The organism is Dyadobacter bucti, from assembly GCF_005869225.1.
Lineage (GTDB): Bacteria > Bacteroidota > Bacteroidia > Cytophagales > Spirosomataceae > Dyadobacter > Dyadobacter bucti.
Genome location: NZ_SWFP01000002.1, coordinates 105,809 through 122,903 on the forward strand (window position 1 = coordinate 105,809; position 17,095 = coordinate 122,903).

At 48.3% G+C, this 17,095-nt stretch carries 14 protein-coding genes; 7 read left to right on the forward strand and 7 right to left on the reverse strand.

Annotated features, from left to right (window positions below; genetic code table 11):
• Positions 1-7: 7 nt before the first annotated feature.
• The 5 genes from FBF61_RS05725 to FBF61_RS05745 all read right to left on the reverse strand — a co-directional run bounded on the left by FBF61_RS05725 (position 8) and on the right by FBF61_RS05745 (position 6,345).
• Complete coding sequence (locus FBF61_RS05725; protein ID WP_138476250.1) at positions 8-388, reverse strand: response regulator; 381 nt, start codon at positions 386-388, stop codon at positions 8-10.
• A gap of 51 nt (positions 389-439) precedes the next feature.
• Positions 440-2,506, reverse strand: coding sequence for a sensor histidine kinase (locus FBF61_RS05730; protein WP_138476251.1), 2,067 nt, complete (start codon positions 2,504-2,506; stop codon positions 440-442).
• Between the two features lie 9 nt (positions 2,507-2,515).
• The gene (locus FBF61_RS05735) at positions 2,516-3,691 is read right to left on the reverse strand and encodes a mechanosensitive ion channel protein MscS (protein ID WP_138476252.1); all 1,176 of its coding nucleotides are present in this window, start codon (positions 3,689-3,691) and stop codon (positions 2,516-2,518) included.
• Positions 3,692-4,783 (reverse strand): hypothetical protein, encoded by a 1,092-nt coding sequence (locus FBF61_RS05740; protein WP_138476253.1) that lies wholly within the window; start codon positions 4,781-4,783, stop codon positions 3,692-3,694.
• A 179-nt stretch (positions 4,784-4,962) separates the two neighbouring features.
• The gene (locus FBF61_RS05745) at positions 4,963-6,345 is read right to left on the reverse strand and encodes an ATP-binding protein (protein WP_138476254.1); all 1,383 of its coding nucleotides are present in this window, start codon (positions 6,343-6,345) and stop codon (positions 4,963-4,965) included.
• A 227-nt stretch (positions 6,346-6,572) separates the two neighbouring features.
• Here FBF61_RS05745 and FBF61_RS05750 point away from each other — a divergent pair, with 227 nt between their 5' ends.
• From FBF61_RS05750 to FBF61_RS05775, 6 genes are all read left to right on the forward strand, one after another.
• Positions 6,573-6,809: a hypothetical protein gene (locus tag FBF61_RS05750; protein WP_138476255.1), complete on the forward strand. Its 237-nt coding sequence runs from the start codon at positions 6,573-6,575 to the stop codon at positions 6,807-6,809.
• 91 nt (positions 6,810-6,900) lie between these two features.
• Positions 6,901-8,160, forward strand: coding sequence for a TolC family protein (locus FBF61_RS05755; RefSeq protein ID WP_138476256.1), 1,260 nt, complete (start codon positions 6,901-6,903; stop codon positions 8,158-8,160).
• A gap of 1 nt (position 8,161) precedes the next feature.
• On the forward strand, positions 8,162-9,172 hold the full coding sequence (locus FBF61_RS05760) for an efflux RND transporter periplasmic adaptor subunit (RefSeq protein WP_138476257.1): 1,011 nt from the start codon (positions 8,162-8,164) through the stop codon (positions 9,170-9,172).
• 11 nt (positions 9,173-9,183) lie between these two features.
• Positions 9,184-9,483 (forward strand): DUF190 domain-containing protein, encoded by a 300-nt coding sequence (locus FBF61_RS05765; RefSeq protein WP_138476258.1) that lies wholly within the window; start codon positions 9,184-9,186, stop codon positions 9,481-9,483.
• Position 9,484: 1 nt separating this feature from the next.
• Entirely contained in the window at positions 9,485-12,628 is a 3,144-nt protein-coding gene (locus FBF61_RS05770; protein ID WP_138476259.1) for an efflux RND transporter permease subunit, read from the forward strand.
• Between the two features lie 48 nt (positions 12,629-12,676).
• A complete protein-coding gene (locus FBF61_RS05775; protein WP_138476260.1) occupies positions 12,677-14,650 on the forward strand; it encodes a glycoside hydrolase family 97 protein in 1,974 nt (657 codons plus the stop codon).
• Positions 14,651-14,662: 12 nt separating this feature from the next.
• On the opposite strand, the gene FBF61_RS05780 is transcribed toward FBF61_RS05775, so the two are convergent.
• Complete coding sequence (locus FBF61_RS05780; RefSeq protein ID WP_138476261.1) at positions 14,663-15,349, reverse strand: Rossmann-fold NAD(P)-binding domain-containing protein; 687 nt, start codon at positions 15,347-15,349, stop codon at positions 14,663-14,665.
• 7 nt (positions 15,350-15,356) lie between these two features.
• Positions 15,357-15,920 (reverse strand): TetR/AcrR family transcriptional regulator, encoded by a 564-nt coding sequence (locus FBF61_RS05785; RefSeq protein WP_166444434.1) that lies wholly within the window; start codon positions 15,918-15,920, stop codon positions 15,357-15,359.
• Between the two features lie 180 nt (positions 15,921-16,100).
• Between FBF61_RS05785 and mgrA the strand changes: the two genes are divergently transcribed.
• Positions 16,101-17,090: an L-glyceraldehyde 3-phosphate reductase gene (gene mgrA / locus FBF61_RS05790; protein ID WP_138476263.1), complete on the forward strand. Its 990-nt coding sequence runs from the start codon at positions 16,101-16,103 to the stop codon at positions 17,088-17,090.
• The last annotated feature ends 5 nt before the right edge of the window (positions 17,091-17,095 follow it).

Here is a 17,095-nt window from a genome sequence, read left to right on the forward strand (position 1 = left end):
GTACTATTCACGATAGTGGCAGCTGCATCAGTTTTTCTTTTAGTTCGGGGAAATTCACGGGCTTGGTCAGGAAATCGTCCGCGCCCAGCTTCATCGCCTGATCGTGGTTTTGACTGTCCCCATAAGCCGTGATCATCATCACTTGTGGCGGGGCCGTAGGGAAATCCTTGCGGATGGATTTCAAAAGTTCGATGCCGCTCATGCCGGGCATATTGATGTCAGAAAGGATCATAACAACCTCGGAAGGATGTTCAGCCAGAAATTGCAAGGCTTCTTCACCGGAAAAAGCAAAGGAAAAAGCGAACTGCCCGCTGCGGATCTCTTTTCTGAATTTTTGCTCAAAAAGCGACTTTACATCTTCTTCGTCATCAACGACCAGTATTTTCATAGGAAGAAATCATTGTTACAGATCATAAAAATAGGGTTTCAACCTTAATAATCATACTGGAATGGTAACGATGAACTCGGAGCCTTTACCAATCTCGCTTTCCACTTCCAGCCGTCCGTTGTGGCCTTTCACCAGGATTTCGTAGCTGAGCGACAAGCCAAGCCCTGTGCCCTGGCCGGTTGGTTTGGTAGAAAAGAATGGCTGAAAGATCTTTTGACGGATGTTTTCGGGAATGCCTCTGCCATTGTCTTTTACCCGGATTTCAACAAACTCCGCAAGCCTTCTCGTGCTTACCGATACAGTTGGTTTGAACTCCGGCTCCTCTTTTTTCCGCTCATTTACAGCATAAAAGGCGTTGTTGATCAGATTGAGCAAAACGCGGCCAATGTCCTGGGCCACAACATGGATCTTGCCAACTGCCGGGTCACCGCTGAAATTAAATTCTGCATTAAAGGTCTTGTCTTTTGCCCGCAAACCATGGTACGACAGCCTCAGATATTCATTGGCCAGCGCATTGATATCCGTCGGTTCCTTGTGCCCGGTACTTGCCCTCGAATGTTCCAGCATACCCTTTACAATCGCATCCGCCCGCTTTCCATGATGCGTAATTTTCCGAAGATTCTCCCCCAAATCATTCAACAAAGCATCCTCTTCCCCCCTTTCCTCCCTTGTCTCCATAAACTCCTCCAAAAGCTCCGTGCTCACCTCCGAAAAGTTGTTGACAAAATTCAGCGGATTCTGTATTTCATGCGCGATGCCGGCAGTAAGTTCTCCCAGTGAAGCCATTTTTTCGGCCTGTATCAGCTGGTTCTGGACTGCTTTGAGGTTGTTGAGCGAATTGTTCAACTCGGCGGTGCGCTCGGCTACTTTCTGTTCCAGCGACGCATTTTGCTCCCTCACGATCTTTTCGTTTTCCAGTGTTTTTTCAAGAAGCTGCTGCTGGGCTTCGATACGGTCTTTTTCAAGGTCTTTCTTTTCCCACTCAAAACGTTTTGACAAAAGATAAGAAAGAATAAATATCTCGATCAGGATAGCCACCGACACGTGACTGATCTCAAAAAAGTAGGGAGGGAAGCCGGTCTGGATGTACACCGCTTCCACGATCACAATGGCGCAAAAGATAAAATAAGTGAGGGCAAGGTAGTAACCCAGCACATTGCCTTTTTTCCCAACCATAATCCCCAGCGTCACAATCAGCGCAAAGGAAGCCACGGCATTGATCTGGTTAAAAATCAATACCTGCATCATGGGCATAAACTGGCTTATGACTACCGAAACGACGAAATAACCAAATGCCCAGAGCGAAAACCGGTAAAACCATGGAATGTACTTTTTGACTTCCAGAAACCGCGTGCAGTACAGCCACAACACCGGAATGTTGACAGCCGGAATGAGCATGTACCAGAACATCATGTCGGGCCGGGAGAAGAAATACGGCAGGTAACCATCCATGACACAGGCCGTGGTGGCCGCGTAAATGGCCACAATCAGCGCATAATGCAGGTAGGAACGCCGCCTGAACGACAGGAACAGAAGGATGTTATTGATAATGACAAAAAGCAAAACGCCTTCGTAGAGGCCGTAGATCATCTTTTGGCGGTTGGCCTTGATCTCGTATACTTTCTCCTTCCAGATCCTGATCGGTACCGGGTTGGTATATGACCTGAACCTTACATAAAACTCGTGGTTGCCGGCAGGCAGCGGAAAAAGCTGGAAATGGTGCCGGATCACCTTTTCGTCCAGCCCCGCCGTATAACCCGAATGGTACAACTGCCATTGTCCGTCAGGCTTTTTGAAATAAAGATCAGTAACTGGCAAATGCGCCTGGGCGAGTTCCAGCCACAACGTTTCATTTGTTTTATTGACCAACGAAAATTTGAGCCAGTAAAAAGATTCAGTAAACCCGAAATTGAGGATCGTCTTGTCAGAAGGTTTGAATTGTGACGCCATGCCCGCCCCGCTCACCTGCTCAATGGTGAGCTTGCCTTCCTTGTCTTCCAGCAGCATTACCTTTTTCCCAATGTCGATAAAACTGCTTTTCCCATCCCAAATCACCTCGGCCGACAATGCCGGGAGCGAACAAAACACCAAACAGATGAGCAGGTAAAGCTTGTTCATAGGCGGAAATTAAATGTCAAGGTGCTTCGGGTCTGTGAAATTGGACGGGATATTCAGTAAAAAAGCGAAAACGATCCACCAGATGATACAGTAAGTCCCGAACGGAAGATACCCCATGAAACCCAGGGCCGGCATTTCAAAAATATGGTAAACGTTCACATAAGGTACGCTGTAAGCCCAGTAGGCCGGGGTTTGGGTGATGATCTGGCCGTTTTCGTGGTAGGCACTGAAATAATTCTGGAATTCGAGCAGAAATCCCTGGATCAGGTACGACAACGCAAACAGCAGCACTGGCGACCAGTTCCCGTCTTTGACCATGTTAAAAGGCGTCCAGATTTCGAGCTTTTCGAGCACGATGCTGAGGATGATCAGCGGGACTACCCACAGGAGCGTAAAAAGTGTATCGGGATAGAATGCGATGAAGAAGAGCGCCAGATAACAAACCGCCAGCATCACATAGCCGAGCCAGCCTGCGATTCTGATTTTTGGCCCGTTGCTGAACCTGTTTTTTAATCCGTCGAATGTCAGCAGCAGGCAGTACCATTCAAAAGCCAGCGGCATCAGGCCGGCCGAGCCTATGACTGCATAGATTGTGAACTGGTTGTCGGGGATCATATCGCCTTTGGGATAGATCCAGTTGTCGTCCACAAAGAAATTGAGATATTCAAAAATGAGCCAGCCGGACACAGAAGCAACGCCGATCCCGATCAGTTCCCGGCCCGACCTGCCGATGATGGACTTTCCGCCGGTCCTCACGTATACCCAGCCGTCCATCAGCAGCGCAAAACCCCAGAAAAGCGGCAAATCCGCCCAAATAATGATCCATCTTGGCTCACTCAATTTCGCCCAAAGAATCCATAAAGTGCTTCCCCACATCACCAGCCCCAGCCAGAACCATATCGGCAAAGGCACACGTTTGACTGGCGGGGACGGAGGTTTTACACTTTTTTTAAACCCAAAAATATCCGGCATCAGATAAAGGAGCGCAATGCAGAAAAAAAGGAAAGCAACGGCGACAAAAACAAGCAGACTGAAACCCGCTTTGGGAGGCGCGACCAGTGGCGGGTACTGAAAATAATTGTGATCGAAATGCCCGTCGAAACAGATCCATGCGCCCAGATACGGGATAAAAATAATGCCTGCGCAGGCTACAAGAAGATAAAAAACTTTACTGGAAGTGTTCATTTATGCTGGCTGAGTTTCTGTTTTGACTAATTGTTTGAGCGACTTCAAAAACAGTATCAGCAGCAGATCGTACTTGATCACATCGCGATAACCATTGAAAAATATACGCAGCGGCAGCCAGACACTTTTCAGTTTTTCCTCGGTGAGGCTGAAAACCTGGAAGCAAATATTGTCGCGCAGCTGTTTTCCGTAATATTTCATCCAGGATTGTTCATTACCGAATTTCGCCCCATCCCAATCCCGCAAACCCACGGCTTCGCAAAAAATCAGAAACTTCTTTTTCATATAGGGTTGCGCCTCGTGATTTCCGCAATAATATTCAGATAAAATATCGGAAACCCGCATGCCCCTGTCGGAAGCAACATTGTAATGCCGGCAGATCACATACGGGTCTATGTCGCCGAGCATGTCGGAACCGGGCGCGTCGATGTTGATGAAATACTGCTCCTTCTCGGTCGTTAGCGGCTTTTTGTCATGCAACAGGTAATAAAACATGAAGTCGCCGGAAGAGCTGGCGATGTCGCCCAGCCAGGTAACAATGTCCATGTTCGAATCTACATGCGGACAAAGGTTTTTGAGAAAATAAAGGAATTTCGGCAGCGGGGTAACCGCCTGCTTGTAATTGTAAGCGTCCAGACCGGCCAGCACATGCGCCACATCGCAATAGTTTCCGTCGGGCAGCACACATTCCTGGTGATCGTTTTTGTAAATAAAAGGCACCTGCCCCACCCTTGTGTTGCCATAAACCCTGTCGTTATCCCTATACGTAATGAGCCTGTGCTTGGGCTGGTACGCATTGTCTTCGTACCGGGTCACCGCTCTGGAATGCTCCGCAGGGTCTGGCAGGATTTCCACTTTGTAGCGCATTTCTATGCCCGCCGCCCCCTTGATCAACTCCGTATTCCAGCCCCATTGGTCATAAAAAATCTTTCGTAACCTGGTAATCATAAGCTTGGTATTGTTCTGATCACCCGTAAAATAGTCTTCTTCTTCTTTCAGCAGATTCATAAAATCCCCGACATGGAGCACGTTCGCCAGGTCATGCCCTGGCTCGGGGGATTTGGAAAGTACAGGTTGTACAAGTTCGCTCATAAAGTCACGTTGAGAATGTAAAATGTATAGCAAGAATCAGCCCGTGTCCGACATGAACACTGCTGTTATCAGATCAATTTATCTACATTAAAATGGTGTGGAAATGGCCTTACCTGTCCTTCTGAAAATAATGGACAATATAGTAATTATTTATTTGCGCATATCTACTCATAAATATCTCATTCAGACAGTTTTACTGCCCCTATGGGGATCGTGATCCTGAACTCCGTCCGCTCCCCTTGTTCGGTATCCACGTCGAGCAGGCCGTCGTGCCCGTTGGTGATAATATCGTAGCTCATGGAAAGGCCCAGTCCAGTGCCCTGGCCGGTTGGTTTTGTAGTGAAAAATGGCTGGAATATCTTGGCCTTCACGCTGTCGGGCATCCCGGCTCCATTGTCTGTTACCCTGATGTACAGCTTGTTATCAAATTTCTTGGTCGAAATCTTCACTTCCGGTTTGTAATCCCCGAGGTTGCCCGATTCCTGCAACATTTTCTTCTTTTCCGCTACAGCATAAAAAGCATTTGTAAACAGGTTCAGAAAAACCCTGCCCAGGTCTTGCGGAAGCACATTAACCTGGCCGATAGTAGGGTCGAAATCCGTAGTAAGTGTTGCATTGAATTCCTTGTCTTTCGCCCGCAGACCGTGGTACGCGAGCCGCATATATTCGTCAGCCAGCGCATTGATGTCGACCGGCTCCTTTTCACCGGAAGAAGTCCGGGAATGCTGTAACATTCCCTTCACAATCGAATCCGCGCGTTTACCGTGGTGCGTGATCTTCTGCTGGTTCTGGCTAAGGTCTGCGATAATTCCTTTGATATAATCCTTGTCTGCTTCCTGCAAAGGCGATTTTTCAATCTCTTCTTCCAGTTCCTGGCAAAGCTCTACCGAAACCTCCGAAAAGTTGTTCACAAAATTCAGCGGATTCTGGATCTCATGCGCGATCCCGGCAGTGAGTTCTCCCAGGGAAGCCATTTTTTCGCTCTGTATCAGCTGGTTCTGCGTTGCTTTCAGCTCCTCGATCGCTTTCTGCAATTCTTCTTTTTGTAATGTCAGTTCAAGTGTTCGTTCGTTCACCAGATATTCGAGAGATTCTTTCTGCGCTTTGCTCTCTTTTTCTTCGCGCAGCCGGTCTTCTCTCTCCTTTAAAAGCGCTTTCTGCTGCTTCTGGGCATAAAACCATATCACAAAGCACAATACAAACGCAAAAGAATTGGCTATGGAAAGGTACTGGTCATACTCCCGGTAAAATTTTGGCACGGCAACTTGCAGTATATCATTGATAATTGAAATGATCATGAACGGCAGGATCGACTGCACAGTGGAGCGCAGCGGTTTAAATTCGTCGTTCTTGTAAATAACGGAAACCAGCCCGATCATAAAAACATGCCATATCCAGCTGAACCAATCCGGTGTGTCGGCAATGAAGTAAGTGGCTATGAGGGCAACGGTGAAATATCGGGCATAGATGAGCAGCTTATCCCATTCCGGCAAAGTGGTTTTCGTCTGCAGGGAAGAACGAACATATTGGATCAGAAAAAATGAGACCAGAAAATAATCCATACAGGTTCAGGAGTCTTTTTGTTCGTAAACAGATTTGGAAAGCAAAGTAATTATTTTCTGCTAGATTATGACGAGAAGGGGGTTTTGGTTGCGTGTAGGGAGAGGAGTTCGGGAAGAAAGGGAGGATGGAGGAACGGGAAGATGGAGGAAAGGGAGGAATCTCCGAGAGCCCAACGGGCTCAAATACCTTAGCCCTTCGGCAACGCCGGGGGCGGACGAGAGGGAATATGAATGGGAGGAAAGGGAAGAAAGGGACGAAGGAGGAAAGGGAGAAACGGAGGAAAGAAAAAATAAACACATCAGCAGAGCCCAACGGGCTCAAATACCCTAGCCCTTCGGCAACGCTCGGGGCGGACGAGAGGGAATATGAATGGGAGGATGGAGAAACGGAGGAAAGGGAGGAAGGAGGAAAGGGCAATTGGCGGGAGCTGGTTGCCTTTTTTTGGGTTCTAATTTATTTCTAACAGCTTTTTAATCCAATTATAAAGGCGTTTTAATCCCTTTTTTAACGCAGCTCAGAACCTTTGCTCACATAAAGTCTAAACGAACAAGACTATGTCGATCAAAGTAGCCATTTATTTTCCGTTCGCGCTGCTGATGTGCTGGCCTGGCCCAGGAAAAGCCCAGACCGTATATACTTTACAGCAGGCGCTGCAAACCGCCCGGTCGGACAACCCGGTGCTCAAAAGGGAGCAATTTAATGTCGGCATTTCGCAGGCTGACATCACCACGGCGCAGCTCCGGCCGAACCCGATTTTGAACAATCAGTCGCTGCAACTGGTGCAGCCTTCCCGGTTCCCCGACAATTCATCGTGGTACAATGGTGCAAACCGCCAGATATGGTGGCAGGTCACCAAACCGTTCCAGCTTCCTGTTCAGCGGGAAAACAAGATCCATTTTGCCGAACAGAATGTAAAATTGACACAAAAACAATACGCCGAAACCGAAAGACAATTGTTTCAGGCTGTGGCGCAGAAATGGCTCGATGTGTGGACGGCCCACAAACAGCTTGACTTACTGGGAACCGCGAAAAGTAACGTAGACTCGCTGGCAACCATTAACAGGCTCCGGCTGAAAAACCAGGTGATCACTACCACGGATCTGGCACGTACCGAGCTGCTGGCCAATCAGTATGCCATTCAGCTGAAATCGGCCGCCCAGGTTTACCGCAATGAAATCGCAAACCTGAAATTCATGATGGGAACAAAGGATTCGGTAAGCGTCGATACGGCAGACCAGTTCCGGTTTGAGTTCCCTGCCGAAATGGAAGCCCTGATAAAACAAGCTTTTCAGAACCGGACCGATATTCAGGCCATCAAATCGACTATGGATGTGGCGGATGCCAATATCAGGCTGCAAAAATCCAGTGCATTGCCAACCCCGGAATTAGGGTTAATCTACAACCCGCAGAACAAAGCCCACTATATGGGTATTTACGGAACCATTGAAATACCGCTGTTTTCGCGAAACCAGGGGGAAATCAAAAAGTCCACGATCATGAAACAGCAGGCGGAACAGGCCCTGAATGCTACCGAACTGCAGGCGCAGACCGAAATCCAAACAGCCTATCGAACCTTTCAGCTTCAAAAACAGAACGTACAGAATTTCAATCAGTTACTAACACAATCTCAAATCATACTGAACAGTGTTAAATATTCTTACCTGCGTGGAGGAACTACAATTGTGGATTTTCTGGAAGCGCAACGCAGCTGGCTCGATACCCAGCAGCAATATTATGATCTGTTACAACAATACCGCCAAAGTTACATTGACCTCCTGTACACATCAGGTCTGATCACTCAACTCGCTCAATAACATGAAGAACCTGATCCTATACAGCTGCCTGACCGCGGGTTTGATCACAGCTTGTACCAGCAAAGAAACCCACCAGGTGCAGGAAGACAACACCACGCCGGTGGTTAACAGCAGCGGCACGAAAATATCGTTTCCGCAGGCCGAAAGCGCCAATTTTTTCCAAACCGAAAACATAGCTGCAACTTCCCTGATGGCAGATATTACGGCCCCGGCCAAGGTATCGGCCACCGTGATACGCTCTGAGGAAGGCGCGTCGGGAAACATCGTGATTTTCGACAATCCTGAACTTTCCGGCAATTACACCCAGCTTTTGCAGCACCTTACGATGATCAACCAGATCCAGAATATCAATATCCGTCAACGTAAAACGGAGCTGGCGCGCATGCAGGATTTGCAGGAACACGGCGCAGCCACCGGCAAAGACCTGCTCGAATCGCAAACCGCCCTGGCCATGGAAGAAACGAACCTGATCAACGAAAGATCGGCCATTATTGAACATGAAACCAAACTGAAAGCCGGAGGTTTTGAACCCAAACAACTACGCCGTGCGCCCGCCGGAACCGCCTATCTCATTTGCGATGTGCCTGAAAGCGAGATCAATAAAGTAAAAAAAGGCAGCAGCTGCACCATCATGTTCACGGCATTCCCCAACGAAAAATTCACAGGAAACATAGACGACGTGGCTGACATGGTAGACCAGACCACGCGGATGATCAAGCTCAGGGTGAGTATCAACAACTACACTGGCAGGCTCAAAGCCGGTATGTTCGGTACAGTAGCATTTGGTTTAAGTGAAGGTAAAAACCTCAGTATCAATAAAGATGCGCTGATTACGATACAGGGTAAGAACTATGTTTTTGTAAAAAGCGGCGCCACCAGTTTCGAGCGGCGCGAGGTCAATGTCGGCGATCAGATCGGCGACAGGATCATTGCATACAGCGGCCTTAAAAACGGCGATAATGTGGTGATCAAAGGCGTGATGCAATTGAAAGGCTTATCGTTTGGCTACTAACCTCCCCGACCATGTTACAGGCACAAATATTCATCGGCACCGACCATTGGAAAGGCGGATTGCCTTTGTACGAATACATTTTACAGTTTTTGGTTAAACAAAAAGTCCAGGGCGCAACCGTCTACCGCGCCAGCCTGGGTTTTGACGGCAAACACCTGAACCGGCCCAACGACCTTTTCAGCTTTGACGAAACTCCGGTGGTGATATCCTTCATCGACGAAGAAGAGAAAGTAAAAGCAGCGCTCACCCTGCTCCGCAAAGAGATGAAAGGCGGCTTCATAGTTACCAACCATGTAGAAAAGTGGAATTAAAATGATCAAGAACCTGCTCTTTTTCAGCCTGCGCAACCGCTGGGTTGTGATCGCTGTCAGCTTTGTGCTGATGGGCGTCGGCTACTGGTGTTTTACCCAGCTCAAAATAGAAGCTTACCCCGACATTGCCGATACCAATGTGATTGTTGTTGCCCAATATCCCGGCCGGGCCGCGGAAGAAGTGGAGCAACAGGTTACAGTGCCCATTGAACGGGCTTTGCAAAATACCCCCAATGTCCTCGACAGGAGAAGCCGCACGATATTCGGCTTGTCCGTTGTGCAGCTGACATTTAAAGACGGAACCGACGATTACTTTGCACGCCAGCAAGTTACAGAGCGCATTGCTTCCGCAGAACTACCTGCCGGAGTATCGCCTGAACTTGCTCCTTTGTCGACGGCAGTAGGAGAAATCCTGCGTTATGTAGTGGAAGCGCCCGCCAGTTACAGCCCCACCCAGCTCCGGGATTTGCAGGATTGGGTCATTAAACCTGCCTTGCTGCAGGTTCCCGGAATTGCCGACGTGACCACTTTCGGTGGGCCGCTGAAACAATACCATGTGATCACGTCTCCCGAAAAGCTGGTTAAATATGGTCTTTCGCTGCAAAATGTGATGGATGCGATCAATGTAAATAACCAGAATACAGGTGGCAACATCATTTCCAGAGGTGGCCAGGGATTTGCGATACGTGGGCTTGGCGCGATCAAAGATGAACTGGATATCCAGAATATCGTATTGAAATCCGACAATGGTGTACCTGTCTTTGTCCGCGATGTAGCGACTGTAGAAATCACCCCTCCCCCGCCAAGCGGCGTAATGGGCTATACTATTACACAGGACAAAGTCGACGTCAGCAGCGGCGTGGAAGGCATTATCCTCCTCAGAAGGTACGAAAACCCCAGCGAGGTACTGAAAGTGTTAAAGGAAAAAATGGCTGATCTCACCGCCAGCGAACTGCCCGAAGGTGTAAAATTAAGGCCTTTGTACGACCGCAGCTTCCTGATCGACCACTCGCTGGAAACGGTAGCCCATACCCTTTTCGAAGGTATCACCATCGTGGTTATATTGCTGATTTTCTTCCTAGGAAGCATCCGCAGCGCCTTGGTGGTGGCATTGACAATTCCATTCTCCCTGCTCTTTGCGTTTATACTCATGCGTTTAACCGGCATTCCGGCGAATTTGCTTTCATTGGGCGCGATAGACTTCGGGATAATCGTGGACGGAGCTTGCGTAATGGCCGAGCATTTGATTAGAAAATACCGCACGGCCACCGTGGAGGAAAAAGAACAGGGCATTGTAAAAATCACTTTACTGGCCGCCCAGGAAGTGGGCCGGGAAATATTCTTTTCGGTAACGATCATCATTCTGGCTTACATGCCTATTCTGCTGATGACACGGGTGGAAGGAAAGCTGTTTTCGCCCATGGCTTTGACGCTGGCTTTTGCGGTGATCGGGTCTATGCTGGCTGCGCTCACGTTTATTCCCGTATTGATTTCATTTGCCTACCGGAAAGCCCTCGCCGATCCCGAAAAGCCTATCAAGGAGCAGAAAAACTTCATACTGGAATTCATGACGCGCTCTTATGCAAAATCCCTGGCAGGTTTTCTGAGACATTATAAAACAACGGTTATCGCAGGTTTCAGTGTCGTGATGGTGCTGGTTTTGTTTGGCTTAAAATTGCGTACAGAGTTCCTGCCGACGCTGGACGAAGGTTCTATCTTCCTGAGGGGCAATTTCCCGTCGGGAATTACGATCCAGGAGAATGCAAGCTACGCGCCGAAAATCAGGAAAATCATTTCCAAATATCCGCAGATCGCTTTTGTAATTACCCAAACCGGCAGAAACGACGATGGTACCGACCCTTTTCCAGCCAACAGAAATGAAATCCTGGTGGGCCTGAAAGACTATGAGCTCTGGAGTAAAACCATTACCAAGAAAGAACTGGTTGAAAAAATAAAAACTGATCTGCAGACCCAGCTGCCGGCCGTATCCTTTTCTTCCGGCCAGCCGATCATCGACCAGGTGATGGAAATCGTGACAGGAAGCGCGGCCGATCTGGCGGTATCCATTGTGGGCGATGACTTGCATATGATGCGCCAAAAAGCTGAGGCCATTGCCAAAATCGTCAAAGCAACGCGGGGCGCCGACAATGTGAATATTGAGCAGGAAGGTCCGCAGGAACAGCTGGCGATCAATATCAACCGGCAGGCAGCGGCGCGTTTCGGGATCAATGTGGCGGACATCCAGAACATGATCGAGGCGGCGATTGGCGGAAAAACGATCTCCACTTTATACGACGGTACCAAACGATACGATATTGTCGTGCGCTTTTTACCCAAATACCGGAACTCGATCGACGCGATCAAAAATGTGCAGGTACCTTCCCTGACCGGCGCGCTGGTGCCTATGAGCCAGCTCGCAGATATCCGCTTCATTGAGGGACAAACCAATATTTACCGGTACGGAAGCAAACGCATGGTGACCGTCCGTACCAATATCCGCGGCCGCGACCAGGGAGGATTTGTGGCTGAGCTGCAAAAGAAACTGAATGCAAAAGTGCATGTGCCAAAGGGTTACAGCATTGTATACGGCGGTCAGTACGAAAACCTGGAACGTGCCGGAAAACAGCTTGCTTTCACCATTCCGTTGACAATCGTAATGGTTTTCCTGTTCCTTTTTATGTTGTTCAAAAACCTGCCTCATACCATGGTAACCATGAGTTGCATACTGTTTGCGCTGGGTGGCGGAATTTCGGCCCTGCTTTTGAGGGGGTATTATTTCAACGTGTCCGCAGGTGTCGGCTTTGTGAGCATTTTCGGGATTTCTGTTATGGCGGGTGTATTGCTGGTTTCGGCGCTCAACCGCGCCCAGCAATCGCAGGATAACAATATCCACGAAAACGTGCTGGAAGCTTCCACCGAACAACTCCGCGCGTTGCTTTCGATCCTTGTGGTGGCGATTATCGGTCTGGTACCGGCTGCGATTTCGTCGGGGATCGGGTCTGATGTGCAGCGGCCGCTGGCTACAGTGATCATAGGCGGGCTGACCAGTACCTTACTTTTTGCGCCAATACTGCTGCCGCCTCTGTACCTGTGGGCTGAAAAGAAACGTAAACCGAAAAAAACGGGCGAAATCATGGATTTGTAATTTTTTAAGCAGGAAAAATCTATTTTTGCTGATCTACCCTGCTTTTTTATGAAAAAATTCCTGGCCATTTCTGCCTTCCTGATCGTGCCGTTATTCACGGTTGCGGCTATCCAAAAAGATGTATTGTCTCCCGACGGGAAAATCCGGGTTTCGGTCGCCATCGACAAGACATTCAGTTACTCGGTTTTTTACAATAACCAAACCCTTTTAACGGCTTCTGAAATTGATATGGCCCTGGAAAACGGGGCCACACTTTCCGGCCAGCGTTCCAAGCCCAAGATCACTACGCGGGCCGTCAATGAAGTGATCATCTCGCCGGTGCCGGAAAAACGGAAAAGGATTCCCGACGTCTATAATGAAATTACCTTCCGTTTTCAGGGTTCGTTCGGCGTTATTTTCAGGGTTTATAATGATGGTGTTGCCTACCGTATTACCACGGCTTTCAAGGATTCCCTTATTGTTAAAAACGAAACGGCCCATTTCAAATTTTCTTCCAGCCACCAGGTATACCTTTCCGAAGTAGCTGCGCGCGGCAACCAGGACAAGTACCATACCAGTTTTGAGGAGCCTTACCAGGTGAAAAGGCTGGACAGCATTTCTTCCAAAAAACTGCTCTTCACACCGCTTTTGATCGCACCTGAAAATCAGCCCAAAATCGTCATCACAGAATCGGACCTGGAAGACTACCCGGGTATGTACCTCGCAGGCACAGGAAAAAATGCGCTATCCGCCGATCTTCCGCCCTATCCCAAAAAAGAGACCGTCATGACAGGCGAGTTTTCGCATGTGTATGTAGCTGAAAGAGAGAATTTTCTCGCAAAGACAAAAGGTACCCGCAGTTTTCCCTGGCGTGTGATCATGATAGCTCCCGAAGACAAAGACCTTCCGGCGAATGACCTCGTTTACAGGCTGGCATCTCCCTCCCGCGTCAGCGATGTTTCCTGGATACAGCCCCGAAAATCGACGGAGGAATGGATCATTTCTTCCAATATTTTCAATGTGCCTTTTAAAAGCGGGATCAATACGGAGACTTACAAATACTATGTTGATTTTGCCAAACGGTTTGGGTTCGAGCAGGTTTTGCTGGATGCGGGATGGAGCGACAACAATGATCTTTTCAAAATTACACCCACGCTCGATATGGAGGAGCTTGTTCTTTATGCTAAAAGCAAAGGCATCAAACTGGGCATGTGGACACTCGCGATGACCCTCGACAGACAGCTGGAACCCGCGCTCAACCAGTTTAACAAATGGGGCGTTGACTTCATAATGACAGACTTCATCGACCGGGACGACCAGAAAACCGTTAATTTTTATCATAAAGTAGCCAAGGCCTGCGCCCGCCACAAAATCATGCTGATGTTCCATGGCGCATTCAAACCCGCAGGCTTCAACCGCACTTATCCGCACGCATTGACGCGGGAAGCGGTTTTGGGTTCCGAATACAACATGTGGAGCGACAAAGCACATCCCGATCACAACCTGCTCCTGCCTTTTATCCGCATGACTTCCGGCCCGATGGATTATGAACCAGGCCTGCTCAGCAACGGTACTGTCAAAACTTTCCGTTCGGCTGCTGAAAACGTAATGTCGCTCGGCACCAGAACGCAGCAGCTGGCGATGTTTGTGGTATACGAAAGCCCCATCCAGCTTTTTTCCGGAAATCCGTCGCAGGGACTCTTGGAGCCTGATTTTATGGAGTTACTCGGCAGCATACCGACCGTCTGGGACACGACCATTGTGCTCAATGCAAAGCTCGGAGACTACATCGTAACAGCCCGAAAAAAGGATAACAACTGGTATATCGGTGCCATGACCGACCTCACGCCCAGAGAATTAACCGTTTCTCTGGATTTTCTGGATCAGCATAATTACGAGGCAGTCATTTGCGAAGACGGTGTCAATGCGGACAGGTATGCTTCAGATTACCGGTTATACAAAAAGCAGTTAAAAAAAAACGACGCCATTCAGATCAAAATGGCGCCGGGCGGTGGGTATGTAGTACGGTTGAAACGAAAATGAAACACTGCAATTTTAATCTACAAACTGCCTGTCGGCCAATGCGTTGATGTCCTTTACTTCGAGGATATTTTTTTCATATCCGTACTTTACAACTTTAATCATCGCATCTCCGACCTGGCTGAGCCTGGAAAGGAAATTGGGGAAAAACGTACGGAGGATCGGAAAAAGCCAGCGGAAATATTTATAAAGTGACAATGTATTTTTGGCACCTTCGGTAGGCTGCATCACGCCGGGACGAAACGCGTATGCTTTTTTGAAAGGCAATTTCATGAGATCATTTTCGGTCTTGCCTTTCACCCTCGCCCACATCAATTTGCCGTTTTCAGTGGTGTCGGTACCTGAGCCGGAAACGTAGCAAAAAACCATGTCGGGATTGATCCTGCTCAATGTGCCCGCCACGTGCAGCGTCAGGGTATGCGTGAGTTTAAAATACTCAGGTTCTTTCATCCCCACCGATGAAACGCCCAGACAAAAGAAACAGGCATTGTAGCCAGCCAGCTCGCTTTCTATCGGAGAAATATCAAAGAAATCCTTATGTACGACCTGCTTTACTTTGGGATGTTCGATGTCGTAAGGTTTTCTGCCGATGATCAATATGGCTTCCACATCGTCGCTCTGAAGGCATTGCAACAATACGCCCTCTCCTACCATACCGGTAACGCCGGTGATAATTGCCCTGATCTTTGTATTTTTTTCCATGTTAGTTTTAAATGGTGATCATGTCCCAGATCATTTCAAAAGCCTGATCGATGACTTCTGATTCTCTTTTTTTATCAAAACCAGCCTTGGCAAGATACTGATGCAGCCCGTACACGTGGCTGCCAACCAAGGTCAGCAAAAGATCGGCTGGCAAAGGTTTCAGAATTCCTTCACGTACTGCCTGTTCAAAAAGCTCGATATGCGGTTTAGCCTGGTTTACCAGCTCGTCGGGCGGGATACTTGCCAGGTGGGGCGAAAAATGAAATTGCTGGATGAAATAAAACTCCTGGTTGTTTTTCAGCGCCCAATATAGTGTGTGGTTGAATAGGGTCCTGAACTTTGCCTCGACAGTATCGTTGTTGTCTATCTGGGAATATACATAGGTATTAAGCTCCCCTTTGATACGGTTGTATAAATTAATGACCAGCTCGTCCTTGGTTTTAAAATAATGAAACAAAGTACCCGCCGCCACGCCCGCGTTACTTGCGATTTTGCTGGTGGGCGTTCCGTGAAAACCATATTCCACGAACAATTGCAGGGCCGATTCAAGTATTTTCTTTTGTTTGTCCATTACAGCATGTGTTTTTGATTGACTGCTCACTCAACAAATTTATGTACTTTTTATGTTTAGCCAATGACTTGCGTCATACCTGGACAAATTTAACTGCCCCAGGCCGCAGATATTTGTTTAAACATGTCAAATGACAATCTTGCAGCCGCAAACCATTCCATTTAGTATTAAAAATACCTTATGAATTACCAACCTGATGCTGACCGTTACCAGCACATGACGTACCGCCGCTGCGGAAGAAGCGGCCTCAAACTACCTGCAATTTCACTCGGGCTGTGGCACAATTTCGGCGGAGTGGATATTTTTGAAAACTATCGTGCGATTCTCAGGACTGCTTTCGATAAGGGCATCACACATTTTGACCTGGCCAATAATTACGGTCCTCCGGCAGGTTCGGCAGAAGAGAATTTCGGGTTATTGATGAAAAAAGATTTTGCCCCATACCGAGACGAACTGATCATTTCCTCCAAAGCCGGTTACCTCATGTGGCCGGGACCTTACGGAGAATGGGGTTCAAGGAAATACCTGATGGCGAGCATTGACCAGAGCCTGAAAAGAATGGGGCTGGACTATGTCGATATCTTTTACTCGCACCGTCCCGATCCCGAAACCCCTCTTGAAGAAACCATGTCTGCACTGGACACTATCGTGCGGCAGGGCAAAGCGCTCTACGTCGGGATATCCAATTATCAGGCGGAGGATGCTGAAAAGGCCATTGCCATACTGAAACAGCTCGGGACGCCCTGCCTGATCCATCAACCCAAATACTCCATGTTCGAACGCTGGGTAGAAGGGGGTTTAATGGACATACTAGGCCGTGAAGGTGTAGGATGTATCCCTTTTTCGCCTCTCGCTCAGGGACTTTTGACTAACAAATATCTTCATGGCATTCCGGCTGATTCACGGGCGGCCAAGGCCGAAGGTTATCTGCAGGAAAGCCAGGTAACCCCGGAAATTGTTGAAAAAATCAAAAAACTGAATGAGATAGCGGTGGATCGTGGGCAAAGCCTGGCGCAAATGGCGTTATCCTGGCTGCTGAAAGATCCGCGGGTCACTTCCGTGCTGATAGGTGCCAGCAAAGTTGCCCAACTGCTTGATTCTCTTTCTTGTCTGAATAATACTGCGTTTTCGGAAGACGAACTGAAAAGGATCGAAGCGGTGCTGGCTTAATATTT

What these genes read in the sequence shown, in the direction of transcription:
- FBF61_RS05725 (WP_138476250.1), bottom strand. Translation starts at nt 388, where the DNA reads ATGAAAATACTGGTCGTTGATGACGAAGAAGATGTAAAGTCGCTTTTT.
- FBF61_RS05730 (WP_138476251.1), bottom strand. Translation starts at nt 2,506, where the DNA reads ATGAACAAGCTTTACCTGCTCATCTGTTTGGTGTTTTGTTCGCTCCCG.
- FBF61_RS05735 (WP_138476252.1), bottom strand. Translation starts at nt 3,691, where the DNA reads ATGAACACTTCCAGTAAAGTTTTTTATCTTCTTGTAGCCTGCGCAGGC.
- FBF61_RS05740 (WP_138476253.1), bottom strand. Translation starts at nt 4,783, where the DNA reads ATGAGCGAACTTGTACAACCTGTACTTTCCAAATCCCCCGAGCCAGGG.
- FBF61_RS05745 (WP_138476254.1), bottom strand. Translation starts at nt 6,345, where the DNA reads ATGGATTATTTTCTGGTCTCATTTTTTCTGATCCAATATGTTCGTTCT.
- FBF61_RS05750 (WP_138476255.1), top strand. Translation starts at nt 6,573, where the DNA reads ATGAATGGGAGGAAAGGGAAGAAAGGGACGAAGGAGGAAAGGGAGAAA.
- FBF61_RS05755 (WP_138476256.1), top strand. Translation starts at nt 6,901, where the DNA reads ATGTCGATCAAAGTAGCCATTTATTTTCCGTTCGCGCTGCTGATGTGC.
- FBF61_RS05760 (WP_138476257.1), top strand. Translation starts at nt 8,162, where the DNA reads ATGAAGAACCTGATCCTATACAGCTGCCTGACCGCGGGTTTGATCACA.
- FBF61_RS05765 (WP_138476258.1), top strand. Translation starts at nt 9,184, where the DNA reads ATGTTACAGGCACAAATATTCATCGGCACCGACCATTGGAAAGGCGGA.
- FBF61_RS05770 (WP_138476259.1), top strand. Translation starts at nt 9,485, where the DNA reads ATGATCAAGAACCTGCTCTTTTTCAGCCTGCGCAACCGCTGGGTTGTG.
- FBF61_RS05775 (WP_138476260.1), top strand. Translation starts at nt 12,677, where the DNA reads ATGAAAAAATTCCTGGCCATTTCTGCCTTCCTGATCGTGCCGTTATTC.
- FBF61_RS05780 (WP_138476261.1), bottom strand. Translation starts at nt 15,349, where the DNA reads ATGGAAAAAAATACAAAGATCAGGGCAATTATCACCGGCGTTACCGGT.
- FBF61_RS05785 (WP_166444434.1), bottom strand. Translation starts at nt 15,920, where the DNA reads ATGGACAAACAAAAGAAAATACTTGAATCGGCCCTGCAATTGTTCGTG.
- mgrA (WP_138476263.1), top strand. Translation starts at nt 16,101, where the DNA reads ATGAATTACCAACCTGATGCTGACCGTTACCAGCACATGACGTACCGC.